At 70.9% G+C, this 24551-nt stretch carries 23 protein-coding genes and 1 tRNA gene; 13 read left to right on the top strand and 11 right to left on the bottom strand.

Annotation, left to right across the window (positions count from 1 at the left end):
* Nucleotide 1 precedes the first annotated feature (1 nt).
* The 5 genes from IAI59_RS14820 to IAI59_RS14800 all read left to right on the top strand — a co-directional run bounded on the left by IAI59_RS14820 (nucleotide 2) and on the right by IAI59_RS14800 (nucleotide 3598).
* Nucleotides 2-364: a hypothetical protein gene (locus tag IAI59_RS14820; protein WP_207415562.1), complete on the top strand. Its 363-nt coding sequence runs from the start codon at nucleotides 2-4 to the stop codon at nucleotides 362-364.
* Between the two features lie 60 nt (nucleotides 365-424).
* Nucleotides 425-790 (top strand): hypothetical protein, encoded by a 366-nt coding sequence (locus tag IAI59_RS14815; RefSeq protein ID WP_207415563.1) that lies wholly within the window; start codon nucleotides 425-427, stop codon nucleotides 788-790.
* Nucleotides 791-833: 43 nt separating this feature from the next.
* The gene (locus IAI59_RS14810; RefSeq protein WP_207415564.1) at nucleotides 834-1142 is read left to right on the top strand and encodes a hypothetical protein; all 309 of its coding nucleotides are present in this window, start codon (nucleotides 834-836) and stop codon (nucleotides 1140-1142) included.
* 31 nt (nucleotides 1143-1173) lie between these two features.
* Nucleotides 1174-1803, top strand: coding sequence for a hypothetical protein (locus IAI59_RS14805; protein WP_207415565.1), 630 nt, complete (start codon nucleotides 1174-1176; stop codon nucleotides 1801-1803).
* 166 nt (nucleotides 1804-1969) lie between these two features.
* A complete protein-coding gene (locus IAI59_RS14800; protein ID WP_207415566.1) occupies nucleotides 1970-3598 on the top strand; it encodes a histidine kinase famiy protein in 1629 nt (542 codons plus the stop codon).
* Here IAI59_RS14800 and IAI59_RS14795 read toward each other — a convergent pair.
* The 4 genes from IAI59_RS14795 to IAI59_RS14780 are packed head-to-tail and all read right to left on the bottom strand — an operon-like array spanning nucleotide 3591 to nucleotide 7698.
* Nucleotides 3591-3914 carry a DUF4387 domain-containing protein gene (locus tag IAI59_RS14795; protein ID WP_207415567.1) on the bottom strand — a complete coding sequence of 108 codons (324 nt, stop codon included), beginning with the start codon at nucleotides 3912-3914 and terminating at the stop codon, nucleotides 3591-3593. The two genes, IAI59_RS14800 and IAI59_RS14795, sit on opposite strands and share 8 nt — an antisense overlap.
* Before the next feature lie 2 nt (nucleotides 3915-3916).
* On the bottom strand, nucleotides 3917-5263 hold the full coding sequence (locus IAI59_RS14790; RefSeq protein ID WP_207415568.1) for an acyclic terpene utilization AtuA family protein: 1347 nt from the start codon (nucleotides 5261-5263) through the stop codon (nucleotides 3917-3919).
* A 25-nt stretch (nucleotides 5264-5288) separates the two neighbouring features.
* On the bottom strand, nucleotides 5289-6278 hold the full coding sequence (locus tag IAI59_RS14785) for a Bug family tripartite tricarboxylate transporter substrate binding protein (protein ID WP_207415569.1): 990 nt from the start codon (nucleotides 6276-6278) through the stop codon (nucleotides 5289-5291).
* A 40-nt stretch (nucleotides 6279-6318) separates the two neighbouring features.
* Nucleotides 6319-7698 carry an LLM class flavin-dependent oxidoreductase gene (locus IAI59_RS14780; RefSeq protein WP_207415570.1) on the bottom strand — a complete coding sequence of 460 codons (1380 nt, stop codon included), beginning with the start codon at nucleotides 7696-7698 and terminating at the stop codon, nucleotides 6319-6321.
* Between the two features lie 261 nt (nucleotides 7699-7959).
* Here IAI59_RS14780 and IAI59_RS14775 point away from each other — a divergent pair, with 261 nt between their 5' ends.
* Complete coding sequence (locus tag IAI59_RS14775) at nucleotides 7960-9009, top strand: LacI family DNA-binding transcriptional regulator (protein WP_207415571.1); 1050 nt, start codon at nucleotides 7960-7962, stop codon at nucleotides 9007-9009.
* A gap of 115 nt (nucleotides 9010-9124) precedes the next feature.
* The gene (locus IAI59_RS14770) at nucleotides 9125-9451 is read left to right on the top strand and encodes a hypothetical protein (RefSeq protein ID WP_207415572.1); all 327 of its coding nucleotides are present in this window, start codon (nucleotides 9125-9127) and stop codon (nucleotides 9449-9451) included.
* A gap of 58 nt (nucleotides 9452-9509) precedes the next feature.
* Here the strand turns inward: IAI59_RS14770 and IAI59_RS14765 are convergent, their stop codons facing one another.
* The 5 genes from IAI59_RS14765 to IAI59_RS14745 form a co-directional block, all read right to left on the bottom strand.
* Nucleotides 9510-10364: a transglutaminase family protein gene (locus tag IAI59_RS14765; protein ID WP_207415573.1), complete on the bottom strand. Its 855-nt coding sequence runs from the start codon at nucleotides 10362-10364 to the stop codon at nucleotides 9510-9512.
* Nucleotides 10365-10377: 13 nt separating this feature from the next.
* Nucleotides 10378-12825: a circularly permuted type 2 ATP-grasp protein gene (locus tag IAI59_RS14760; RefSeq protein ID WP_207415574.1), complete on the bottom strand. Its 2448-nt coding sequence runs from the start codon at nucleotides 12823-12825 to the stop codon at nucleotides 10378-10380.
* The gene (locus tag IAI59_RS14755) at nucleotides 12822-16064 is read right to left on the bottom strand and encodes a transglutaminase family protein (RefSeq protein ID WP_207415575.1); all 3243 of its coding nucleotides are present in this window, start codon (nucleotides 16062-16064) and stop codon (nucleotides 12822-12824) included. Before IAI59_RS14755 ends, IAI59_RS14760 begins: the two co-directional genes overlap by 4 nt.
* A gap of 104 nt (nucleotides 16065-16168) precedes the next feature.
* Entirely contained in the window at nucleotides 16169-17701 is a 1533-nt protein-coding gene (locus tag IAI59_RS14750; RefSeq protein WP_207415576.1) for a tripartite tricarboxylate transporter permease, read from the bottom strand.
* On the bottom strand, nucleotides 17701-18555 hold the full coding sequence (locus tag IAI59_RS14745) for a tripartite tricarboxylate transporter TctB family protein (protein WP_207415577.1): 855 nt from the start codon (nucleotides 18553-18555) through the stop codon (nucleotides 17701-17703). The genes IAI59_RS14750 and IAI59_RS14745 overlap by 1 nt, the downstream gene beginning before the upstream one ends.
* Here IAI59_RS14745 and IAI59_RS14740 point away from each other — a divergent pair.
* From IAI59_RS14740 to IAI59_RS14730, 3 genes are all read left to right on the top strand, one after another.
* On the top strand, nucleotides 18521-19048 hold the full coding sequence (locus IAI59_RS14740; protein ID WP_207415578.1) for a hypothetical protein: 528 nt from the start codon (nucleotides 18521-18523) through the stop codon (nucleotides 19046-19048). The two genes, IAI59_RS14745 and IAI59_RS14740, sit on opposite strands and share 35 nt — an antisense overlap.
* Nucleotides 19049-19159: 111 nt before the next feature.
* Nucleotides 19160-20305 (top strand): ATP phosphoribosyltransferase regulatory subunit, encoded by a 1146-nt coding sequence (locus IAI59_RS14735; protein ID WP_207415579.1) that lies wholly within the window; start codon nucleotides 19160-19162, stop codon nucleotides 20303-20305.
* A 2-nt stretch (nucleotides 20306-20307) separates the two neighbouring features.
* Nucleotides 20308-21597: an adenylosuccinate synthase gene (locus tag IAI59_RS14730; RefSeq protein ID WP_207415580.1), complete on the top strand. Its 1290-nt coding sequence runs from the start codon at nucleotides 20308-20310 to the stop codon at nucleotides 21595-21597.
* An 80-nt stretch (nucleotides 21598-21677) separates the two neighbouring features.
* Here IAI59_RS14730 and rpoH read toward each other — a convergent pair whose 3' ends face one another.
* Together rpoH and IAI59_RS14720 are read right to left on the bottom strand one after the other, a co-directional pair.
* Nucleotides 21678-22565 (bottom strand): RNA polymerase sigma factor RpoH, encoded by an 888-nt coding sequence (gene rpoH / locus IAI59_RS14725; protein ID WP_207415581.1) that lies wholly within the window; start codon nucleotides 22563-22565, stop codon nucleotides 21678-21680.
* A 233-nt stretch (nucleotides 22566-22798) separates the two neighbouring features.
* Nucleotides 22799-23806, bottom strand: coding sequence for an RluA family pseudouridine synthase (locus tag IAI59_RS14720; protein ID WP_237180471.1), 1008 nt, complete (start codon nucleotides 23804-23806; stop codon nucleotides 22799-22801).
* Here IAI59_RS14720 and IAI59_RS14715 point away from each other — a divergent pair.
* The 3 genes from IAI59_RS14715 to IAI59_RS14705 all read left to right on the top strand — a co-directional run bounded on the left by IAI59_RS14715 (nucleotide 23793) and on the right by IAI59_RS14705 (nucleotide 24391).
* On the top strand, nucleotides 23793-24074 hold the full coding sequence (locus IAI59_RS14715) for a DUF6476 family protein (RefSeq protein WP_237181140.1): 282 nt from the start codon (nucleotides 23793-23795) through the stop codon (nucleotides 24072-24074). The genes IAI59_RS14720 and IAI59_RS14715 overlap by 14 nt on opposite strands.
* Nucleotides 24075-24086: 12 nt before the next feature.
* A complete protein-coding gene (locus IAI59_RS14710; protein ID WP_207415583.1) occupies nucleotides 24087-24272 on the top strand; it encodes a DUF2256 domain-containing protein in 186 nt (61 codons plus the stop codon).
* A gap of 43 nt (nucleotides 24273-24315) precedes the next feature.
* Nucleotides 24316-24391: transfer RNA gene (locus IAI59_RS14705), tRNA-Glu, on the top strand.
* Nucleotides 24392-24551: the final 160 nt, after the last annotated feature.

Below are 24551 nucleotides of genomic sequence, written 5' to 3'. Positions count from 1 at the left end.
CATGACGATGATCCGCGACCCCTGGGCGCCCTTGCCGCCATCGCCACCGCCGGCGCCGCGCCGCCGCACCCGGCTGGTCTGGCTGTTGGCGGTGGCGGGCACGGCGCTGGCCTGGTTGCCGCTGCTGTCCGTGGTGTTGTGCGCCACGCTGGCCGGCGCGCTGGGGTGCCAGGTGGACGAGGGCTCGGTGCACCCCTGCATGCTGGGTGGCGTGGATATCGGCCCGACGCTGTATGTCCTGGGCGTCATGGGCTGGCTGATGCTGGCCACGGCGCCGTTCATGCTGCTGAGCATCGTGTTCTGGCTGGGCGCCGCGCTGCGCTTCCTGTGGCGGCGCTGGCGGGGTGCGACGGGCGCGACCTGAGCCGCTCGACAGCCGCCAGGGCATCGTCCAGAACAGCCGGGGCAGCCGGTGGGGCGGGCGATGTTGATCTTTTGGCGGGGGCGCGGCTGGTGGGTCACCTGGATCGCTCTGCTGGCGATGGTCCTGCCGATGATCCTGCTGCGCCAGATCGATGGCCCGGCCATCGACCGCGGCGTCAGCCTTTCCATGGGGCTGGCGGCCATCGCGACCCTGCTGCTCGGGCTGCGCTTCAACCGGGGCGGGCAACGCGGCGCGCCGGCGGAGCATTCCTTCTGGGGGCTGCCGATGCAGGTTTGGGCGGCGCCGATGCTGGTGTTCGCGGTGTTGCTCGGCACCGGCACGATCACCACGGCGGAAGAGCCCCGGACGCCCGGCGCCCATGCGCCGCCCTCGGGCGGCCTGTCCAAGACTCGAGGCGGGCCGTGACGGCGGCCCGGGGTGCCACCACGATGCGGCGAAAGAACTGACCATGCGGAACATGCTGTGGCTTCTGGTGATCCTCGGCTTCGTGCTGCAGGCCCTGGCGCTGTATCTGATGGAGTACGAGCTACGCGCCATGCTGCGCGGCGACATGGTCGGCGTCCTCACGCTGCCGGACCTGCTGCTGCTGCTTTCCCCCGCCATTCTCGGCTTTGGCGGCGCGGCGGCGGCCGCCTGGCTGCAACGCCGGGGGTCGGGCTGGGCGCCGGTGGTGGCGGCGGTGCCGCTGGTCCTGCTGGGCCTGGCGCTGCTGCTGGTGGTGCTGCTGTGGTTCAACCCGATCCGGCACCAGCCCTGAGCGCGCGCCGCGCCGGCCCGGGGGCCGGGCCATGAGGCGGGGCCGCTTTGCGGTGCTGGCGTTGCTGCTGTCGCTGCCCGCCTGCGCCAGCGTGGTGCCGGGCTTTCAGGAGGCGGCGCAGCCGGCGGCGGCGCCGGATGCCGGGCGGGTGGTGCTGTTCACCGGCCTGAACTGGTCGGGGGAGTCGCACCGGGCCACGGGCACCGATGCCCTGGCGCAGCAGATCCGCCGCGCCGGCGTGCCGGCCGACGTGTTCCGGCCGGGCGAATGGGACAGGGCCGCCACGCAGCTGCTGGCACTGCGGCCGCCCCCGGCGGCCATCGCCGTCTACGGCTATTCGGCGGGCGGCCCCGCCGCGACGCGCTTTCTGGAGCGGGTGGCCGGGGCCGGGCTGCGGGCCGAAACGCTGCTGGTGCTGGAATCGTGGCGCGATGCCACCGTGCCCTGCGGCGTCGGGCTGGCCCTGCAATACCGGCTGGAGGATGGCGGCCTGTTGCGTGCCGCCCGGCCGGGCTGCGCCGAGGTCCACAACGAGCTGATCCACCCCGATGTGGCGTCGCGGGGCGGCGGGCTCGGGCATCTGAGCGTCGCGGCGGACGCCATGGTGATGCGCATGCTGCTGGGGGAACTGGTGCGGGATGGCGGGGTGCGCCGGCGCTGACCGCGGGCCATCCGGCAAGCCGTTGCGGCGGCGGATCGTGCCGGGCAGGGGACTTGGCAGAACAGAAGCCGGACACCAGGATAAAGCTAGACCGGAGCCAGGCTCGTTCCGCCGTGCCGTGCCGCATCCCGGCCCCCCTGGGGGCATGCCAGCCCTAGGTTACGCTATGCCCGACGACGACATGCCCGAACACGCGTCACGGGGTTCCGCCCCGGTGCTGACGGGCGAGGCCTTCCACCCCGACGACCGCAAAAGCGAGATCTTCTTCGCGGCCGTCGAAACAACGCGCATGCCGATGATCGTCACCGACCCCAACCGGGACGACAACCCGATCATCTTCGTCAACAAGGCCTTTCTGGCCATGACCGGCTACGCCGCCGACGAGCTGCTGGGCACCAACTGCCGCTTTCTGCAGGGCCCCGAAACGGACAAGGCGACAGTGGCGCAGGTGCGCGACGCGGTGCACCACCAGCGCGAGATCGCCGTCGAGATCCTGAACTACCGCAAGAACGGGTCGAGCTTCTGGAACGCGCTGTTCATCTCGCCGGTGCGGGACAAGGACGGCAAGCTGCTCTACTTCTTCGGCTCGCAGCTCGACGTCAGCCGCCGGCGCGATGCCGAGGATGCCTTGCGCCAGGCCCAGAAGATGGAAGCGCTGGGGCAGCTGACCGGCGGCATCGCGCATGACTTCAACAACCTCCTGCAGGTGATCATGGGCTACCATGAGATCATGCAGGTGGGGCTGGCGCGCGACAGCGTGGACGTGGCCCGCATGCGGCGCAGCGTGGAGCACGCGCATGTTTCCGCCCAGCGTGCCGCGACCCTGACGCAGCAGCTCCTGGCCTTTGCCCGCAAGCAGCGGCTCGACGGCCGTTCCGTGAACCTGAACGACACCGTCCACGGCATGCACGACCTGGTGGAGCGCACGCTGGGCGAGGAGGTGGAGGTGGTGCACATGCTGCAGGAGGGGCTGTGGAACTCGCGCCTCGATCCCAGCCAGGCGGAGGTCGCCTTTCTCAACGTGCTGATCAACGCGCGCGACGCCATGGCGGGGCGCGAGCGGCGGCGGATGACGATCCAGACCGGCAACGTGGCGGTGGAGGAGAAGGCCGATGCCGGCCTGGCCGGCCTGTCGCCCGGCCGCTACGTCGGCATCAGCTTCACCGACACCGGTGCCGGCATCCCGCCCGCGCTGCTGGAGCGGGTGCTGGACCCGTTCTTCACCACCAAGGAGGAGGGGCGCGGCACCGGGCTCGGCCTGTCCATGGTGTATGGGTTCGCCAAGCAGTCCGGCGGCACGGTTCGCATCGATTCCAAGGTGGGCGAGGGGACCACGGTGCGGCTGTTCTTTCCCGCCGCGGCGCAGGAACAGGTGGCGCCGGCCCCCAGCGCCCGCGCCGCCGAGCGCCAGGGCACGGAAACCATCCTGGTGGTGGAGGACCGGGCCTATGTCGGCGACTTGGCGCAGGAGCTGCTGGAGGATTTCGGCTACCGGGTGCTGCGTGCCGGCAGCGGGCGCGAGGCGCTGGAGGTGCTGGCGGGCGACAGCAAGGTGGACCTGCTGTTCAGCGACCTGATCATGCCCGGCGGCATGAACGGCGTGGTGCTGGCGCACGAGGCGCGGCGGCGTTATCCGGGGCTGAAGGTGCTGCTGACCACGGGCTACGCCGAAACGTCGCTGGAACGCAGCGACGCCGGCGGCAACGAGTTCGAGGTGCTCGACAAGCCCTACACCCGGCGCGACCTGGGGCGCCGGGTGCGGATCGTGCTGGACGGGCCGAACGGCGTCAGCTGACGTCGTTCAAGGGGATCTCCACGTCCAGCAGCGGCGCGTGCTGCTGGGCGCCGTAGACGTCCGTGTCGCCGATGCCGCCCGCCGGCACCAGCCGGGGCAGGGTGGCCTTGAAGGCGGCGGCGGTGTCATAGGGCGTGAACAGCACGTCGGCTTCCGCCACGCCGTAGAGGCGGGCGAACAGCGCGGCGTTCAGCACGCCCGTCGCCTTGACGCGGCGGTACAGCGCATGGTCCTCGAACAGCACGTCGATGGTGACCATGAAGGGGCCGGCGTTCTTGCTTTTGCAGATCTGCGCGATGTCGCGGATGCGGGGCATGGTCACACCGTCTCGTATTCGATAGGGAACATCTCGAACGGGTCCCTGGGCGCGACCACGTGAAAGACGCTGAACTGGAACATCGGGCCGAGCTCGATGTCGGACGGGCTGAACGGAAAGGCCATGTTGCCTTCCTTGCACAGGCGCCCGGGGAAGTCGGCATGCAGCATGGAGGTGCGCGCCATGGCCAGCACGGCGTTGGCGATGTCCTGCGTCTTGCCCACCACCTCGATCACGAAGCCCAATTCATGCGAGGTGATCTGCTTCTGCGGCTCCCAGCCGGCCATCACGCCATCCTTGCCGTAGGTGCGGACCACCATCTGGTAGTCGTCGGGCGGCACGCCGAAGGAGGCCGCCTTGGCCGCCACCTTGGTGCGGTGCGTGTCCAGGTAGCTGTCGATCTGCCCGATCAGCACCGGGTCGCGCGTGCCGCAGACGGTGATGGCGCGATAGCCCGCGCGCTCCACGCCTTCCAGCTTGATGGTGTACTGCTCGGCCGGCGTCCAGGTCATGCCGTCCACCTTGACCGCGCGGTCGGACACGGCGGTGAAGGTGCAGGCGCTGGTGTCCAGCAACCCGCCCGGCTCGACATGGTGGATCGGGCTGGAGTTCTCATGCAGCGCGAAGTTGGCCACCGCCAGCGGCGTGGAACGGCGGATCGGGTTGGGCGGCTCGCAGATCAGGTGGTCGTCGCGCACGCGCACGAAGATGCAGTCAGGCTCCTTGGGCACGGACGGCTCGGCGCCGCATTCCAGCATCTTGCCGGCGTACCAGGAGGGCGCCGGGTTCATGCCGGCGCGGATGGCGGGGCCGGCCCATTGCGCCGGGTCGCTGCTGCGGCCGGCCAGGATCACCTGCGCGCCGTTGTCCAGCGCGCGGGCGAAGGGCTCGGGGCCCATCATGCCGACGATGCGCTCGGCGCGGCGGACCGTCGCCTCGTCCAGCGGCTTCATCTTGGCCAGCGGGCGCGTCAGACCGGCATTGACCCGTTCGATCAGGCTGTCGGCGCTTTGCTCGGAATGGATCAGCGCCATGCGGAAGCTGAGGCCCTCCTCCTTTGCGATCTCGCGCACCAGGGCGGCCGTGTCCTGCAGGTGCGGCTCGCCGCCGGCGCCGCCGGACGTGCCAATGATGCAGGGGATTTTGGCCGCCACCGCCGCCATCAGCATCAGCCGCAGGTCGCGCTTGGCCGAAAGGCGCGACACGAAGGACTTGCCGGCGCCCAGGTAGTAGGGCCCCGGGTCGGTGCTGCCGCCGTCGCAGCCGATGACGTGCGGCTCCCACGACATGCCGATCTTCAGCGATTCCTCGGCATAGCCGTAGCCGAGGATGCCGCTGGTCGAGAGCATTCTGAATTCTTGCACGGTGTGGTCCTCAGCCCTTGGGCAACAGCCCGTCCTTGTCCGCCTGCTGCCAGCGGCGGTCTTCCTCGACCAGCAGGCTGGCGAAGGCGCTGCGCGTCATCGGCGCGGCGTCCACCGCCAGGTTCTTCAGCCGCTGCGTCAGCACCGGCGTCTCCATCGCGGCGATCACCGCGTTGTGCAGCTTGTCGGCGATCGCGTCCGGCAGCTTGGCGGGGGCGAACATGCCGAACCAGCCGGTGAAGTCGGCGCCATTCACGCCCGCCTCCTTCAGCGTCGGCACTTCCGGCATGAAGGAGGAGCGCTCGGGCGCCGAAACCGCCAGCACCTTGATGGTGCCGCTGGCCATGAGCGGCATGGCGGTCGCGGTGCTGCCCCAGGCCACCGGCAGGTGCCCGCCGCTCAGCTCCGCCAGATAGGCGCCGCTGCCGCGATACGGGATCTCGGTGATCTCCACGCCCGCCTGCTTGGCGAAGGTATTGGCGGTGTAGGAGGACTGCGCATCCGACGTGCCCTGGGAGATGCCACCCGGCCGCCCCTTGGCCGCCTTCAGCAGATCCGCCACGGAGTTGTAGGGGCTGTTCGCCGCCGTCATCAGCACCAGCGGATAGCGCGCCGTCATGGCGATCGGCGTGAAATCCTTGAGCGGATCAAAGGGAAGCTGCGGCGTGATGTACTTGGTCATCACATGCGTGCTGGTCACCACCATCAGCGTGTAGCCATCAGCCGGGCTGCGGGCCACGCCCTCGCTGCCGACGATGCCGTTGGCGCCCGCGCGGTTCTCCACCACGAAGCCCTGGCCGAGGCTGCCGGTCAGTGCTTCCGCGATGGCGCGGGTGGTGACGTCGGTGCCGCCGCCAGGGGCATAAGGCACCACGATGCGGACAGGCTTGTTGGGCCAGTTGCCCTGCGCGGCGGCGGGGCGGATGGCGGGCAGGGCCAGCAGGGCGGCACCGCCGGCCAGCAGGGTGCGGCGCGAAACCGCGCCGGAAGCCTTCAGCATGATGTTCTTCCCTCGGACGTATTGTTGTTTTTTTGTTTGTTCAGGAGGCGGCGCGTAGGGCCGCCTTGCGCCAGTCACCCGCCGCCGGCTTGGGCAGGCCAAGGTTCTCGCGCAGCGTCGTGCCCGCGTAGTCCTTGTGGTATAGGCCGCGCCGCTGCAGCTCCGGCACCACGAAGCGCGAGAAGTCCTCGAAGGCGCCGGACATGTGGGTGGCGGCCAGCACGAAGCCGTCGCAGGCGCGGGCCTCGAACCATTCCTGCATCTGGTCGGCCACCTGCGTTGGCGTGCCGCAAAAGATCGGAAACTCGCCAATGGTGCCGCGGCCGGAGAAGTGCACGAAGTCGCGCACCGTCGGGTTTGCCTTGCCGCTGAGGTTGACCACGCGCTCCTTGAAGCCGGTCCAGGACAGCTTCTTCAGCTCCTCATCCGTGAAGCTGGCGTCAGGGTCCTTGGAGCCGAAGTCGAAGTTCAGCGCTTCCGACAGCAGCACCAGCGCGTCGATGGGCTTGGCCAGCGCGCGGATGTATTCGCGCTTTTCCTCGGCCATCGCCTGGGTTTCCGCCACGCAGACGTAGCAGGCGGGGCAGACGTTGACGCTGTCGGGGTTGCGGCCGGCGGCGGCGACGGCGGCCTTGAGCTCGCCATACTGCTTCTGCCCGGCGGCCATGTTCGGGTAGACCACGAAGATCAGCTCGCCCCACTGCCCGGCGAACTGCCGGCCGCGGCCGCTTTGCCCCGCCTGGATCAGCACCGGGTGGCCCTGCGGCGAACGCGGCACCGGCAGCGGGCCGGCCGACTTGAAGAACTTGCCCTTGTGGTCGAGCTTGTGGACCTTGCTGCCGTCGGCGAAGCGGCCGCTGGCCTTGTCGCCGATCAGGGCGCCGTCTTCCCAGCTGTCCCACAGGCCGAGCACCACCTCCATGAACTCGTCGGCGCGCTCGTAGCGCAGGTCGTGGGCCAGGTGCTCGTCGCGGCCGAAGTTGGCGGCCTCGGAATTGTTCAGCGAGGTGACGACGTTCCAGGCCGCGCGGCCACCGGTCATCAGGTCCAGCGTCGCGAACAGCCGCGCCACATGGAAGGGCTCGTAATAGGTGGTGGAATAGGTGACGCCGAGGCCGAGCTTCTCGGTGGCCATGCCGATGGCGGTGATGATGGTGGCCGGGTCCATCTTGACCACGCGCACGCCGTTCTCCACGGCGTCGCGGTGGTCGTTCTTGTAGATGTCCGGCATCGCCAGGCGGTCGTCGAAGAAGGCGAGGTGGAACTTGCCGTCCTCCAGCGCGCGGCCGATGCGCTGGAAGTACTTCGGCGTCGTGAAGTCCATCGGGTTGGCCGGGTGGCGCCAGGAGCCGGGGGCGATGGAGCAGTTCTGCGCCTGCAGAAAGCCCACCATCTTCATCTGACGTTGCTGGTCGCTCATGCGGGCGTGCCCCTTGTTCCTGGCCGGGCGGCGCGCTGCCGCGCGGCCCGGATCGTTTCCTGACATGCCCCTGCCTTTCCGGCGGGGCTGCGCGAACGTTTGCGCTTCTGGCTCTCAGTAAGGACCGGAGAGGCCGCAGGGTCAACCCGAATCTTCGGCGGCAATGCTTCCCGATTTGGTGCGGTGCAGTATTCAGGAACCCTGGCGAGGCAGTTTGACTGCGCCAACGGATGCACCAAGAAACCATGCTAGGATGCCGCGATGAACGACCTCCCGCCCGAAGGCGCCACCCGCCGGCGCGCCACCATCGTGACCCTGTCGCGGCAGGCGGGCGTGGCGCCTTCCACCATTTCCCGCGCCTTGAAAGGGGACCCGCGCATCTCGGCCGAAACGCGCGAGCGCATCGCCAAGCTGGCGCGGGAGCTGGGCTACACGCCCAACGCCCTGGCCCGCACGCTGTCGTCCGGCCGGTCCGGGCTGATCGGGCTGGTGCTCGGCCCCGCCACGCACCCGATCTACACCGCCCTGCTGCACGAGGCGGTGGCCCAGGGCGCCGAACGCGGCCTGCGCATGCTGATCATCCACGCCGGTGCCGGCCCGATCGAGGACACCACGGCGGAGGTGCTGCTGCAATACAAGGTGGATGGCTGCCTGATCACCTCCGCCACGCTGTCGTCGCGCGCCGCGGCGGTCTGCGCCGGCAACGGCGTGCCGGTGGTCATGGTCAACCGCGTGGCGCGCGAGCACGGCAGCGCGGTGGCCTGCGACAACGGGGCGGGCGGGGCCGAGCTGGCGCAACTGCTGCTGGCGCGCGGCCACCGGCGCTTCGCCACGGTCATCACCTCCAACCCCACCTCCACGGCGGTGGAGCGCGAGCAGGGCTTTCTGAGCCGGCTGGAGCAGGACGGGCTGCGCCCCATGCTGCGGCTGGACGGACAATCCACCTATGACGGGGGCTACGCCGCCGGCCAGCGCATCGCGGCGCTGCCGCCGGGCCAGCGGCCGGACGCGGTCTTCGCGGTCAGCGACATCATCGCCATGGGCGTGATGGACGGCCTGCGCCTGGGCGGGCTGCGCGTGCCGCGCGACCTGTCCGTGGTCGGCTTCGACGACATCGCCGAGGCCGCGCGGCCGATCTACGACCTCACCACCGTGGCGCAGCCGCTGTCCGCCATGGTGCGCCGGGGGCTCGACCTGCTGGCCGCCCGCATGACCAACCCGGACCTGCCGGACGAGGCGGTGAGCCTGCGGGGGCGGCTGGTGGTGCGCGGTTCGGTGCGGCCGGCAGCGGACAACACGCCCGCGGGTTGATCCATCGCCCGGCAGCCGCGCGCATGAGGCACCGGGCTGCTTGCGGGCGGCGGGGGCCACATGGTTCCGTCGTGCAACCCGCCGCATCGGGCGGCGGGGCCAGGAACACCCGACCATGCGCCATCTTCTGCTCGCCACGCTGTTGAGCGCGGCCACCCTGACACCCGTGCTGGCGCAGGCGGCGGAGGACCGGCGGGTGGAGGTGGTCAACGCCTCGGGCCGCGAGCTGCGCGAGTTCTACGCGTCCAACAGCCAGCGCTCGAACTGGGAAGAGGACATCCTGGGCGACAGCACGCTGCCCAGCGGCCGTTCCGTCATGATCAACATCGACGACGGCTCGGGCGCCTGCCGCTTCGACGTCCTGGCGGTGCTGGAGGGTGGCCGCAGAGTGGAGCAGCGCAACATCAACGTGTGCGAGATCAGCCGCTTCACGGTGCGCTGATCCCGGGTGCCGGGCGCGGCGGGCATCGGCCCCGCGTTGCCGTTCCGCGGCGTGGCCGTCAGGCGGCGGCGAGGTCCACGGCCACCTCCAGCCGGTGCCGCCCGCCGCCCAGGATGATGCCGCGCAGGGGCGACACGTCGGCGAAATCGCGCCCCCAGCCCAGCACCACGTGCTCCTCGCCCGCCACCAAGTCGTTGGTCGGGTCCAGGTCCACCCAGCCATCCGCCTCGCCCAGCCAGCAGCCCACCCAGGCGTGCGACTGGTCGGCGCCGCGCAGCGCCATGCTGCCCGGCGCCGGATGCGTGCGGATGTAGCCGGACACGTAGCGCGCCGGCAGGCCGAGCCCGCGCAGCCCGGTGATCATCAGCTGCGCGAAGTCCTGGCAAACCCCGGCGCGGCGCGCCAGCACCTCGGACACCGGCGTTGTCACGCCGGTTTCCCCCGGGCGGTAGCGGAAGTCGCGGCGAATGCGGCTGTTCAGGTCCCGCAGTCCTTCCAGCACCGGCCGGCCGGGCGGAAAGGAGAGGGCGGCGTAGCCGCGCGCCTCGGCGTGTTCCGGCAACATGGGCGAGGGAAAGGCGAACTCGGCCGCCGCCGGCGTGGGGCAGGCCGCCACCGCTTCCCACGGCGGCGTGGCGCCGGCGGCCGGCGGCGGCGCGGCGGCGCGGCGGACCAAGGCCTCGGCCACCACCTCGAAGCGGTCGTGCGGCCGGTCGATGGACAGGCGCGTCACCCGGTTGCCGAAGTGGTCCAGGGCGTCGGTGCGCAGTGCCGCGGGCGGGGTGCAGCTCAGCGTCGCCGCCAGCACCTGCTGGCACGGCAGCGCGCGGGGCAGCAGGTGCAGCAGGTGGTTGGCCAGGTCCACGGTTTCCGCGTAGCGGTAGGTGGTGACGTGGCGGACGCGCCATTGCATCGGGACCGGATCCTCAGGCGGCGCCGGCGAGCAGGGGCGGTGCCCCGGCCGGCGCGCCGCCCACCGCCTGCAAGGCCGGCAGCAGCGCGAAGTAGCGCCGGGTCACGGCATCCGACAACTGCGCCACCTCGGCCTCGATGCGCGCCAGCACGGGCGGCAGCGCGGTGGTGGCGGCGTCCTGCGCCGGGCTGGCCTGCACCAGGGCGGGCAGCGCCTCCACCTCGGCCACCAGCAGCGCGGCCACCTGGGCGAGGTCGGCGCCGCCCCCCGGCAGCTCGGCCAGCAGGCGGCGGATGGCGTGCAGCTGGAAGCCCAGGCCACGGGGGTTGCCCGGGTCGGCCAGCACCAGGTCCAGCGCCGGCGCCGGCTGCAGCACGCCAAGGTAGCGGCTGCGATAGGTGATCACGGAATCGCACAGCTCCAGCGCCAGCTTCAGCCCGCCTTCCAGCCGCGCCGGCGGCTGCGCCAGCGAGAAGCGCAGCTGCGCCGCGATGCTTTGCGCCCGTTCCACCCGCCGCCCGAGGTCGAGAAAGGTATAGCCGCCGGCGCGCACCATGTTCTCCGCCGCGACGCCGGCGACGCTGGCGGTGTAGCGTAGCACCTGGCCCAGCAGCGCTTCCAGCCCCGCCAGCCCGCCGGATTGCTGCGCGGCGATGCGCAGCGCGCGCAGGGGCAGGGTGAAGGTGGCGTACATGTCGGCCGTCAGGCGGTCGCGCACCGCCTCCACCAGCCGCGCCACCTGCGCCAGCAGCTCCGCGATGGCGCCGCCGGGCTGGATGCCGCGCAACAGCGCCTCGCGCAGCGGGCCGGTGGTGCCGGCGGTGGGCTGGTCTTCCGGCTCGGCCAGCCCGGCGTCGCGCAGGCACAGAAACAGCGCCGACAGCTCCGCCTGCTCGCGCGGCAGCATGGTGCCGCGGTCCAGCCGGGTCAGGGTGGCGCGCTGCAGCCGGGCACCGCCTTCCAGCCGCTCCACGTAGCGGCCCAGCCAGAACAGGTTGTCCGCCACGCGGGACGGCAGCTCCCCCACCGCGCGGCGGATCGCCATGGGGGGCTGCGGCTGCGCGGCGGCACCGGCGGTGTGGGCTTCCTCCCGGTTCAGCACCCAGACATCCTTGGCCAGCAGGCCGGACGCGCCCTGCACCCGGGCCAGCCCGCCTGGCAGGGCGTGCCAGCGGGCGCCATCCTGCACCAGAAACAGCCGCAGCCGCAGCGGCAGCGGCACCAGCCCGCCCTGCTGCACGCAGGGCACGACCGACGGCGCCAGCACGCGGCTGGCCACCCAGTCGCGCCCCCGGGCGGCCGGGTCCGGCGGCATGGGGGCGCTGGCGCCACTGCCGCCGCGCGCCGGGCGCAGCGCCCAGCCGGCGGGGTCGCGCCGCACGGCGGCCATGGCGGCGGGGTCGGCCAGCCAAAGGGTTTCCGGCTGCGGCAGCAGCAACGGCTCGCCCAGCAGGCGCGGCGCCAGGGCGGGCAACAGCGCGGCGATGCCCGCGCCTTCCACCAGCCCCGCGCCCGGCTCGTTGGCGATCTTGACGGCACCCTGCCGGGCGGCGTCCAGCAGCCCCGGCACGCCGGCCACGGCGCCGTCGAATTCCAGCGGATCCAGCCCGCGCCCAGGCACGCGGCGCAGCAGCACGTCCAGCGGCTGCAGGCCCTGCAGGGTCTTCAGGAACACCGCGCCGCCCCGCACCGCCAGGTCGCCCGGCTCCACCAGCGCGCAGGACAGCTCGCGCGCCAGCAGCACGTGCTCGAACCACAGCTTGTGGTGCACGCCGGGCGTCAGCAGCGCCACGCGCGGGCTGTCCTGCCCCGGCGCCGCGCGCGGCGGGGCAAGCCGCGCCAGCGCGTCCTGCCACAGCTCAAAGAACGGCCGCAGCGGCCGCACCGGGTGGCCGCGCAGCACGGCGGGCAGGGCGCGGGCCATGATGCGGCGGTTTTCCAGCGCGTGGCCGATGCCGCCGGCGCGGCTGGTGCGGTCCGCCACCACGTGCCAGCGGCCGTCCGGCGCGCGCAGGAGGTCGGCGGCGTAGCAGTGCAGAAAGGGGTGGCGGGTGGCGCCCGCGTCGCGGCACGGGCGCAGAAAGGCGGGGTTGGCCAGAACCAGCTCGGGCGGGATGGTGCCATCCGCCAGCAGCGCCTGCGGGCCGTAGAGATCGGCCAGCAGCGCTTCCAGCAGGCGCGCGCGTTGCGCCAGACCGGCGGCGAGCAGGGCGAACTCCTCGTCCGGCAGCACCATGGGCACGGGGTCGCAGCGCCAGGAGGCCTGGCCCAGGCTCGGCACCTCGCCCGGCAGGAGCGAGGTGATGCCCTCCTCCTCGAACACCCGGGCGATGCGGTGCGCGGCGCCGGCCATGCCGCCGCCCTCGTGGTCGGCGAAGCCCGCCAGCACGCCGCGCCAATGCGGGCGCAGCCGGCCGGCGCCGTCCACCATCTCGTCCAGGGGCGCCGCCGCGGGCGTCATGGCCGCCGGCGCAGGTCGAGCGTGCGGACCAGCTCGGCGCTGCCGCATCCCAGCGGCTCGGCCATGGCGCCCGGGGTGTGGCCAAAGGGCGTGAAGCGGGCGCGGCGGCGCGCTTCCGCCTCCTTGGCGTTGACCGGGATGCTGTCATAGTTGCGGCCGCCCGGATGGACGACGTGGTGCACGAAGCCGCCCAGCGAGCGTCCGGACCAGCGGTCCCACAGGTCGAAGCACAGGGGTGCCTGCGCCTTGATGGTCGGATGCAGGGCGGAATACGGCGCCCAGGCCTTGAAGCGCACGCCGGCGACGAACTCGCCCGCCACGCCGGTCGGCTGCATCGGCATGGCGCGGCCGTTGACCGCCACCACGAAGCGCTCCGGCGTGAAGCCGGTGGCCTTGACCTGCAGCCGCTCGGTGCTGCTGTCCACGTAGCGGGCGGTGCCGTTGCCGGTGGCCTGCTCGCCCAGCACGTGCCAGGGCTCCAGCGCGTGGCGCAGTTCCAGCGTCACGCCGGCCAGCGTCACCTCGCCCAGCGGCGGAAAGCGGAATTCGGCATGCGGGGCGAACCACGCCGCTTCCAGCGGCGCGCCCAGGGCCCGCAGTTCGTCGATGGCATCGTGCAAGTCCGCCACGGCGTAGTGCGGCAGCATGAAGTCGTCGTGCAGCCGGGTGCCCCAGCGCACCAGCCGGCGCTCGTAGGGCCGTTCCCAGAAGGCGGCCACGGCGGCGCGCATCAGCAGCATCTGCGCCAGCGCCATGCGCGGGTGCGGCGGCATCTCGAACGCGCGGTATTCGACCAGCCCGAGCCGGCCGCTGCCGCTGTCGGGCGAGAACAGCTTGTCGATGCAGAACTCGGTGCGGTGGGTGTTGCCGGTCATGTCCGACAGGATGTTGCGGAACAGCCGGTCGGTGACCCAGGGCTCGCGATGCTCAAAGGCCGTGACCTGCTGAAAGGCGATCTCCAGGTCGTGCAGCGCGTCCTGCCGCGCCTCGTCGATGCGCGGGTGCTGGCTGGTGGGGCCGATGAACAGCCCGGCGAACAGGAAGCTCAGGCTGGGATGGTTGTGCCAGAAGCCCAGCAGCGACTTCAACAGGTCCGGCCGGCGCAGAAAGGGGCTGTCCTCCGGGCTGGCCGCGCCCATCACCACATGGTTGCCGCCGCCGGTGCCGACATGCCGGCCGTCCATCATGAACTTCTGCGCGGCGAGGCCTTCCTGGCGCGCGGCCTCGTACAGCTCCTCCGTGCGTTGCACCTGTTGGTCCCAGCTGGCGGCGGGGTGGATGTTGACCTCGACCACCCCGGGGTCCGGCGTCACGGAAAAGCTTTGCACCCGCGGGTCGCGCGGCGGGCCGTAGCCTTCCAGCACCACGCGGCGGCCGGCAGCGGCGGCGGCGTGTTCCACGGCGGCGACCAGCTCCAGCCAGGGCTCGACCTGTTCCAGCGGCGGAAAATAGATGTGCAGCGTGCCGCCGCGCGCTTCCACCGTCAGCGCGGTGCGGACGATCTCGGCCTCGTCCGCCCCGGGTTCCGGCTCGGGCGGGGCTTCCGCCGCCCCGCGCCGCTTCGGCAACGGGTCGCGCGGGGCGGCGGGGTCGCGTTCCACCGCCAGCGGGATGGCGGCGGGATCGACCCAGGGCAGGCTGTCGAGCGGCAGGCGCAGGCCGATCGGGGAATCGCCCGGCACCAGCAGCAGCGTGGCGTCGCGAAAGAACCAGCGGGCCGATCGCCAGTGCCCGTCATGCCGCAGCGGCAGCACGGCGCCCACGCTTTCGCCCAGCCCCTGGCCGAACAGCCGCGCCATGCGGGCGCGTTCCAGCGGGTCGCGCAGCCGGCTGTCCTCGGGCGAGACATTGGCCGGCAGGCGCTGTTCCTTCCACAGGTAGAACAGCGCGTCCTCATGCGCCGGGATCACCCGCGCGGCGCCGACGCCGAGCCGCCCGGCCAGGTCGCGCGCCAGGGCCAGGGCATCGGCGGCGGTGGCGTCGTCGGCATGGTCGTCGTCGGCCAGCAGGGCGGGGTCCTGCCACACCGGCTCGCCATCGGCGCGCCAAAAGGCGTTCAGCGCCCAGCGCGGCAGCGGCTCGCCGGGGTAGTGCTTGCCGGTGGCGTGCTGCACCACGGCGCCAGGGGCCCAAAGCGGCCGCAGCCGGTGCAGCAGGCGGGCGGCAAAGGCCCGCTTGGTGGGGCCCAGGGCGGCGGTGTTCCATTCCGGTGCCTGCTGGTCGGATGCGGCCACGAAGGTCGGCTCGCCGCCCATGGTCAGCCGCACGTCGCCGGCCGAAAGGCGGAGATCCACCGCCCGGCCGGCGGCGACGATCGCCTCCCAGGTTTCCCCGGCATAGGGCTTGGTGACGCGCGGGCTTTCGTTGACGCGCCGCACCGTCATGCCGAAGTCGAAGCTCACCTCCGCCGGGCTTGTCAGCCCGCTGATGGCGGCCGCCGACTGCGGTTCCGGCGTCGCCGCCAGCGGGATGTGGCCTTCGCCGGTCAGCAGGCCGGAGGTGGCGTCCAGCCCCACCCAGCCGGCGCCGGGCAGAAAGACCTCGGCCCAGGCATGCAGGTCCGTGAAGTCGCTGGCCGGGCCGGCGGGGCCGTCCAGCGGCGTTTCGTCCGCGACAAGCTGGATCAGGTAGCCGGACACGAAGCGCGCGGCGAAGCCCAGGTGGCGCAGCACCTGCACCAGCAGCCAGGCGCTGTCGCGGCACGACCCCTGGCCGCGTTGCAGCGTTTCCTCCGGTGTCCAGACACCCGGCTCCAGCCGCACCATGTAGGACACGCTCTGGTTGACCAGCGCGTTCATGGCCAGCAGCATGCCCACCGTGTCCTGCCGTTCGCGCGGAACGCGGGCCAGCAGCGCGGACAGCAGCGGCCCCGGCGGCTCGGCGCGGCGGAACGGCGCCAGCTCCTGCTCCTGCGCCGGGTCGTATTGGAAGGGCCAGCTTTCGGCCTGCGGCTCCAGAAAGAAGTCGAAGGGGTTGATGGTGGCCATGTCGGCCACGAGGTCCACCGTGACGTCGAATTGCGTCACCCGGTCGGGAAACACCACGCGCGCCTGGAAATTGCCCTGCGGGTCCTGCTGCCAGTTCAGGAAATGCGGCTTGGGCGAGACGTCCAGCGCATAGGACAGCACCGGGGTCCGCGCATGCGGCGCCGGCCGCAGGCGGATCACCTGCGGGCCCAGGGTCGCCGGCCGGTCGTAGCGGTAGCTGGTACGGTGGGTCAGCGCGACATGAAGCGGCATTCAAGGTCCCGGCGGCATTGTGCAGAACAGCATAACCGTGGCCACGGGCGCCGCGAATAGCGCAATTGCCCCCCCGCCCGGCGGGCGGGGGGGAGGGGAGAAGGCTATTCCGCCTGCAGCACCGGCGGGCGGGGCAGGCGGCTGCCATGGAAGAACCGCGCCCGCACGGCAAAAAACGTTTGCAGCGCCAGCAGCAGCACGATCAGCCCCAGGATGGTGCCGCTGATCGGGTGGCTCACAAAGGTCATCATGTTGCCGCGCGACAGCGTCAAGCTGCGGCGGAAGTTCTCTTCCACCATCGGGCCCAGCACGTAGCCCAGCAGGATGGGCGCGATGGGAAAGTCGAGCGCCATGAACACCGCGCCGGCGATGCCGAAGAACAGCACCTCGTAGACGGCGAAGATGTCGTTGTTGACCGAATAGGCACCGATGCAGATGAAAAACAGCGCGGACGGGAACAGCAGCCGGTAGGGCACCTGCAGCAGCTTCACCCACACGCCGATCAGCGGCACGTTCAGCACCATCAGCATGACGTTGCCGACCCAAAAGCTGGCGATCAGCCCCCAGAAGATGTCCGGATGCTCCGAGATCAGGCGCGGCCCCGGCTGGATGCCGTGGATCAGCAGCGCGCCCAGCAGCAGCGCCATCACCGCATCGCCCGGAATGCCGAGGGACATGGTGGGGATGAAGTCCACCTGGGTCTTGGAATGCGAGGCCGCTTCCGGCGCCGCGACGCCGCCGATCATGCCCGTGCCGTATTTCTCCGGCGTGCGGGACACCTTCTGCTCCAGCGCATAGGCGATAAAGGTGGTGATGGTGGGGCCGGTGCCCGGCATGGCGCCGAACAGCGTGCCGACCAGCGTGCCGCGCAGCATGGGGAAGAAGGCTTCCTTGATCTCCGCCCTGCTGGGCCGCATGTCCTTGAACCGCACCGGCTGCAGGCTGCCGATGTGCTTCATGCGGTTCACGTGGCGCAGGAAGTCGGCGATGCCGAACACGCCCATGGCGATGGACACCAGCTCCACGCCGTCCGACAACTCCACCAGCCCGAAGTTGAAGCGCTGCTGGCCGGTTTCCACGTCCGTGCCGACGCAGCCCAGCAGCAGGCCGATCAGCGTCATGGCGATGCCCTTGACCGGCGAGCCGCGCGACATGGTGGAGCCGGCGATCAGGCCCAGCAGCATGATGGAGAACAGCTCCGTCGGCCCGAACTTGAAGGCCACCGACACCAGCAGCGGCGAGGCGAAGACCATGACGATGATGCCGAAGGAGGCGGCGAAGAAGGACGCCAGCATGGTGATGCCAAGCGCCGTGCCCCCCTTGCCCTTGCGCGTCATCGGGTAGCCGTCCAGGCAGGTGACGGCGTGCGGCGGGTGGGACGGCAGGTTCAGCAGGATGGCGCCGATCGCGCCGCCGTATTGCGAGCCGTAGAAGATGCCCGCGAGCATCAGGATGGCGGGCACCGGCTGCATGGCATAGGTCAGCGGCAGCAGCATCGAGATGGCGGTCAGCGCGCCGGTGCCCGGCAGCACGCCGATCAGGTTGCCGATCAGCACGCCCACGAAGCACCAGAACAGGTTGTGCGGCTCCAGGGCCAGGCCGAAGCCGTAGCCTAGGTCCATCAGGGATTGCCACATCACATGAAGTCCTTGCTGAACAGCGGGAACTGGATGCCAAGGCCCCACCAGAACACCGCGACGCCCGCCAGGGTGACGCCGATGGCCAGCAGCAGCGCGTCGCGCGGGCGGTTGTCATGGTCGCCCATGGCGGCGATGAAGACGCAGGCGAAGGTGGCGGGGACCAGCCCGAGCAGGTTGCCGATGATCGCGAAGGCGACCACGCCGAGGCAGATGCACAGCCAGCCGCGCCATTCCGGCGGATGGGTTTCCGCAGGCCCCGCATCCGCCGCGGCCTGACGCGCGCGGCGGGCCATGCCGACGCCGATCAGCGTCAGGCCCGTCAATGCCAGCAGAATGCCCAGGGCGGCGGGGAAATATCCCGGTCCCATGCGGTTGAGCGAGCCGATCCGGTAGTTTTGCGCCGTCAGCGCGGCGCTGGCGCCCATCAGGATCAAGATGACGCCGCCGCAATAGTCTTTGCTTCGAGAAGATGTCAGCAAATTCATTGAACGTCCCACCCTTTTCTTAGCTGGGTTGACTTTAGACAGAAGTAAAAAGCGCAACAAGCTGGTTGGCGCCAATGTGCCGATTTCTGCGGCGGCCTTGGCGAGGGTTCCAAAATTATGTGGTAAAAACAATGGTTTGATGGGGAATGGGTGGTTGGTCGGGGAGGCGCCGGCACCCCTCTCATGCAACTGCGCCCGGTGGTGACAGCAGAACATAAGTAAAAATACAGAAAGCATTGTTCTGACAGCTTCGACACCTTGGCCCCCTTGGTTCCCCCACGCGGATGCCCAGATTCGCGTGATGACCCAGCGCCCCCGGATTCCCATGGCCTTGCTTGCGCTTTCCCTGATGGCGGGCTGCGCCACGGCCGATCCTTCCGCGCCCGGCGCCTATCTGGGCGGGGCCGGGGACCCGGTTCGCGGTGCGGCGTTGAACGCGCCCTTCCAGTTCGGCGACCTGCGCAACCAGCGCGGACAGCCGGGGCGTGCGGCGCTGTCGCTGGCGCAACTGGAATATCTGGCGGATGCGGTGCCCAATTCCGGCTACTGGCAGAATCAGGTGCTGGGCACCACCACCCTGCAGCTGAAGCTGGGGCGCGACGAGGCCCGCAAGGCGCTGGGCATCCGCCCCGATGCGGCGCCCGCCGCCGTGATGGCCGGCCTGCGCGGCGCCGCCCGCGCGCTGGAGGCCCAGGATCAGGCAGGCGCGCGCAACGCCCTGTCCACGCCGGATTTCACGCTGGGCGGGGCGGCCACGCTGCAGCGCCTCGCGGACCTGCCGCCGTTGCCGCAGGCCGCCGCCGCCGCCGGGCAGATCAACAACGACGTCATGTCCCCGATGGACGTCTTCTCGCGCTGACCGGGCCGGGACGGGGCGGGCGGCGGGGGGCGGAAGCGCGATCGACCCCTTGCCCCCGCCGCGCGGCGCTGCCACACAGCGCCCGCCCCCTTGTCCCGACACACCGGACGCATGACCGACGACCTGCCGAGCCCCGCCCTGCTGCCTTCCGGCCTGACCGACCTGCTGCCGCCCGAGGCGGCGCGGGAAGCGGCGCTGGTGGAAGCCATGCACGCCGTCTTCGCCACGCACGGCTATGAGCGCGTCAAGCCGCCCCTGCTGGAGTTCGAGGACAGCCTGCTGGCCGGCTCCGGCGCTGCCATGGCGGACCAGACCTTCCGGGTCATGGACCCCGACAGCCACCGCATGCTGGGGCTGCGCGCCGACACCACGCCGCAGGTGGCGCGCATCGCCGCCACCCGCCTGGCGGGCGTCGCGCGGCCCCTGCGGCTGTCCTATTCCGGGCAGGTGCTGCGGGTGCGTGGCAGCCAGTTGGCACCGCAGCGGCAGATCCCGCAGGTTGGCATCGAGCTGATCGGCCACGACAGCGCCGAGGCGGATGCCGAGGTGGCGCTGCTGGGCGTGGAGGCGCTGGCCGCCGCCGGCATCGTATCCCCCAGCCTGGACATCACCCTGCCGACCATGGCCCCCGCGCTGCTGGATGCCGCCGGCGCGCAGGGCGACCTGCGCCGCAAGCTGGCCCGCGCGCTGGACCGCAAGGACGCCGCCGCCGTCACCGCCCTGGCCGCCGAGGCCGGCCCGCCCGCCAACGGGCTGACCGCGCTGCTGACGGCGGCAGGTCCCGCGGATGGCGCGCTGGCGGCCCTGGCCCAGGCCGCGCTGCCCCCCGTCGCCCGCGCCATCGCGGACAACGCCGCCGCCATTGTCGCCTCCATCCGCGCCCGGGCGCCGGAACTGCGCATCACGCTGGACCCGGTGGAGTTCCGCGGCTTGCAATACCACGTGGGCGTCGCCTTCACGCTCTACGGCCCGGGCCAGACCGGGGAGCTGGCGCGCGGCGGCCGCTATCTGTCCGGCGACGAGCCGGCGACCGGCATGACCCTCTACCCCGATGCCGTGGGGCGCGCGGTGCTGCCCCGGCCGCTGCCGCCCCGGGTGTTCGTGCCGCGTGGCGGCGACGCGGCCGCCGCCGCCACGCTGCGCGCCCAGGGCTTCACCACCGTGGCGGCCCTGTCCGCCGCCGACACGCCGCACAGCCTGCGGTGCAGCCACATCCTGCGCGGGACCGTCGCCGCGCTGATCGAGGAGAACGCGTAGCCATGGCCAATGTCGCCATCATCGGCGCCCAGTGGGGCGACGAGGGCAAGGGCAAGGTCGTCGACTGGCTGGCCAGCCGCGCCGACATCGTCGTCCGCTTCCAGGGTGGCCACAACGCCGGCCACACGCTGGTCGTGGGCAACCAGACCTACAAGCTGAGCCTGCTGCCGTCCGGCGTGGTGCGCGGCAAGCTGGGCATCATCGGCAACGGCGTGGTGCTGGACCCGGACGCGCTGCTGTCCGAGATCGCCCGCGTGCAGGGGCAGGGGCTGGAGGTCAGCCCGCACAACCTGCGGATCGCCGAGAACACCCCGCTGATCCTGCCGCTGCACCCGGCGCTGGACAAGGCGCGCGAGGCCGCGCGCGGTGGCGACAAGATCGGCACCACGGGCCGCGGCATCGGCCCGGCCTACGAGGACAAGGTCGGCCGCCGTTCCATCCGCATCTGCGACCTGGCCGAGCCGGACACGCTGTCGCGCAAGCTGGACGAGCTGCTGCTGCATCACAACTCGCTGCTCAAGGGCCTGGGCGCCGAGCTGTTCGAGAAGCAGGCGCTGCTCGATGCCCTGCTGGCGCTGGCGCCGAAGTTGCTGCCGTTCTCGGAAGCGGTGTGGGAGCGGCTGGACGAGGCACGGCACAGCAACAAGCGCGTGCTGTTCGAGGGCGCCCAGGCGGTGATGCTGGATGTCGACCACGGCACCTATCCCTATGTCACCTCGTCCAACACGGTCGCCGGCAACGCGGCGGCGGGTGCCGGCGTCGGGCCGCACATGGTCGGCACGGTGCTGGGCATCGCCAAGGCCTATACCACCCGCGTCGGCTCCGGCCCGTTTCCGACCGAGCTGTTCGACGACATCGGCCGCCGGCTGGGCGAGCGTGGGCGTGAGTTCGGCACCGTCACCGGCCGGCCGCGCCGCTGCGGCTGGTTCGATGCCTGCCTGGTGCGCCAGGCGGTCAAGGTCGGCGGCATCCAGGGGCTGGCGCTGACCAAGCTGGACGTGCTGGACGGGCTGACGGAGCTGAAGATCTGCACCGGCTACCGGATCGACGGCGAGGTCGTGAAGCGCCTGCCGGCCGCCGCCGGGGCCCAGGCCAAGGCCGAGCCGATCTACGAGACGCTGGAAGGCTGGAGCGAATCCACGCAGGGCGCCCGTTCCTGGGCGCAGCTGCCGGCCACGGCCATCAAGTACGTCAAGCGCATCGAGGAACTGGTGGAGGCACCGGTAACGCTGCTGTCCACCAGCCCGGAGCGCGACGACACCATCCTGGTGAGCGACCCCTTCGCGGGGTGAGGGGAGGGGCGCCTGGCGCCCGCCCAACAAAAAAGGCGCGGTCCGGAAGGACCGCGCCTTTATCGTTTCAGCCTGCCGGATCAGTCGACCAGCAGACGACGCTCCATGATCTGCGTCTTCATGCTCTTCTGCAGCTTCTCGAAGGCGCGCACCTCGATCTGCCGCACCCGCTCGCGCGAGATATTGTACTGCTGGGACAGCTCTTCCAGCGTGGTCGGCTCGTCCTTCAGGCGGCGCTCGATCAGGATATGGCGCTCCCGCTCGTTCAGCGTCTTCAGTGCCTCGCCGAGCAGCTCGCGGCGGTTGGACATGTCCTGGCGCTCGGCGATCTCGGTTTCCTGAGACTCGCTGTCGTCCACCAGCCAGTCCTGCCACTCGCCCTCGCTGTCGGCGCGCACCGGCGCGTTCAGCGAATTGTCGGGCGAGGCCAGGCGACGGTTCATGGACACGACGTCCTGCTCCGGCACCTGCAGCGTATGGGCGATCTTGGCCACCTGCTCGGGCTGCAGGTCACCTTCCTCCAGCGCCGCCATCTGGCCCTTCAGCCGGCGCAGGTTGAAGAACAGCTTCTTCTGCGCGGCCGTGGTGCCCATCTTCACGAGCGACCAGGAATGCAGGATGTACTCTTGGATCGCCGCGCGGATCCACCACATGGCGTAAGTGGCCAGACGGAAGCCGCGGTCGGGGTCGAAGCGCTTCACCGCCTGCATCATGCCGACGTTGCCTTCGCTGATCAGCTCACCGACCGGCAGCCCATAGCCGCGGTAGCCCATGGCGATCTTGGCCACGAGACGAAGGTGAGACGTGACGAGACGATGGGCAGCCTTGTGGTCGCCCTGGTCCTTCCAGCTCTTGGAGAGCTTGAATTCCTCGTCAGGCGTCAGCATCGGAAACTTGCGGATCTCCTGCAGATAGCGGGAGAGATTGCCCTCGGGGGCGATCGGAATCATCGAAGTCGTGGAAGCCATGGCTACATCTGCCTCCTGCACCTGCCGGGCGCCCCTGTGACGGCGAGCCCCGGACAGGCATTAGGTCCGGGTCGCACCATGCTGGGCCCTGGCACACCACGCCCGCCCCACGGTCACGTTGGGGGCGGCTTCGGTGGGGTGTGCCATTCGCTTGGCACCCGGCATTGGCGACTGTTCCAACGCTATCAAGCGGACAGAGGTTGCGCAAGTTAATCCCGACTGAAATAGTCGGGTTACCCCTCGTTACCGTCCAGCAACCTAAGCAACTCCTTGAAATCCTGTGGGATGGGGGCGGAGAAACGCAGGCTTTCACCGGTGACCGGGTGCGGGAACCCCAAAGACTCCGCGTGGAGCGCCTGGCGGGGGAAGGACAGCAATGCATCCCGTGCATAGACGGGCAGGCTGCGCGCCGCGGCTGGCACCCGCTTCAGGTAGACCGGGTCACCGACGATCGGATGGTTGATGTGGGACAGGTGCACGCGGATCTGGTGCGTCCGCCCCGTCGCCAGGCGGCAGCGCAGCAGGGCGCAGGCGGTGCCCCAGGCCCGTTCCGTGCTAAAGCGCGTCAACGCATCCTTGCCGTTGCGTGCCACGACGGCCATGCGCTTGCGGTCCGTGGGATGGCGGCCGATCGGCGCATCCACCTCGCCCGCCGGCGGGCTGGGTACCGCCCAGACCAGGGCCAGGTAGGAACGCTCCAGCGCTTCGCGGCTGCTGAAGGTGGCGGACAGGGCCTGGTGCGCCCGCTCGGTCTTGGCCACCACCATGACGCCGGAGGTATCCTTGTCCAGCCGGTGCACGATGCCGGGCCGTTTCTCCCCGCCGATGCCGGACAGCTCTTCGCCCGCGTGGGCCAGCAGGGCATTGACCAGCGTCCCGTCCTGGTTGCCAGGGGCGGGGTGGACCACCAGGCCCGCCGGCTTGTCCAGCACGATCAGGTGGCGGTCCTCGAACAGGATGGAAATCGGGATGTCCTGCGCCTGCGGCGTGGCGGGCAGGGCGGCGGGCGGCGCCACGGCGTAGGTGGAGCCGGGGCGCACCGCCTCGGACGGGTCGGTCATCGGCTGGCCGTCCCGGGTCACGTGCCCGCCCTCGATCAGCGCCTTGACGCGGGAGCGGGACAGCGTGCCTATCCCGGCCGCCAGGAACCGGTCCACCCGCTGCCCCGCCGCCTCGGCGCCGGCCGGCAGGGTAAAGGTTTCGGTCAGTCCATCCGCGGAGGGTTCGGTGCGCGCGCTCAAAATTCTGGTGTCCGTCATGGGCGTGATGATCGTCGCCGCCACGGTGTTGCTGGTGGTGCTGGTCATCCAGCGGGGCGGCAAGGCCGTGCAGGGGGTGGCTGTTAACACGGAACTGGCCCTGCGGCAGCCCGCCGGCAGCCGTATCGCCGGCATTGCCACGCTGGATGGGCAGCTCGCGGTGTGGGTCGACCGCCCGGACGGCGGCCGCGTTCTCATGCTGGACCCGCGCGGCCTGCGCCAGACCGGGGAAATCCGCCTGGGCGAATAAGGAGCCACCGCCATGCCACCGATGCGCCGCAAGGCCGACCTGCCCAGCAAGCCCTGCGCCGCCTGCGGCCGGCCTTTCGCGTGGCGGCGGAAATGGGCGGCATGCTGGGACGAGGTCCGCTTCTGCTCCGATGCCTGCCGCCGCCAGCGTCGGGGGCGTGACGAAAAAACTACGGAAAGCGGTCAGAAGACGCCTTGATCGGGGGGCGCCACCCGGTTAGAAGCCCGCCACGCCCAACGAAGTCCCCTTCGTCTAGAGGCCTAGGACACCGCCCTCTCACGGCGGTAACAGGGGTTCGAATCCCCTAGGGGACGCCATTCCTTTTCTTTCGTTGTTGGCAATGGCTTAGCGAGCCAAAGTGGCTGACCTTGTTTCGGTTAGCCCAATCGCTTTCAGTCCAGACCGCCAGTCACTCGCCACATGGCTGCCTTTGAAAGGCACCCTCTGCGACCGCGCGCGTGCCACTCAACATCTGCT

The organism is Roseomonas haemaphysalidis (assembly GCF_017355405.1).
In the GTDB taxonomy this organism is placed as follows: domain Bacteria; phylum Pseudomonadota; class Alphaproteobacteria; order Acetobacterales; family Acetobacteraceae; genus Pseudoroseomonas; species Pseudoroseomonas haemaphysalidis.
This window is presented reverse-complemented; position numbering and strand designations above follow the sequence as displayed.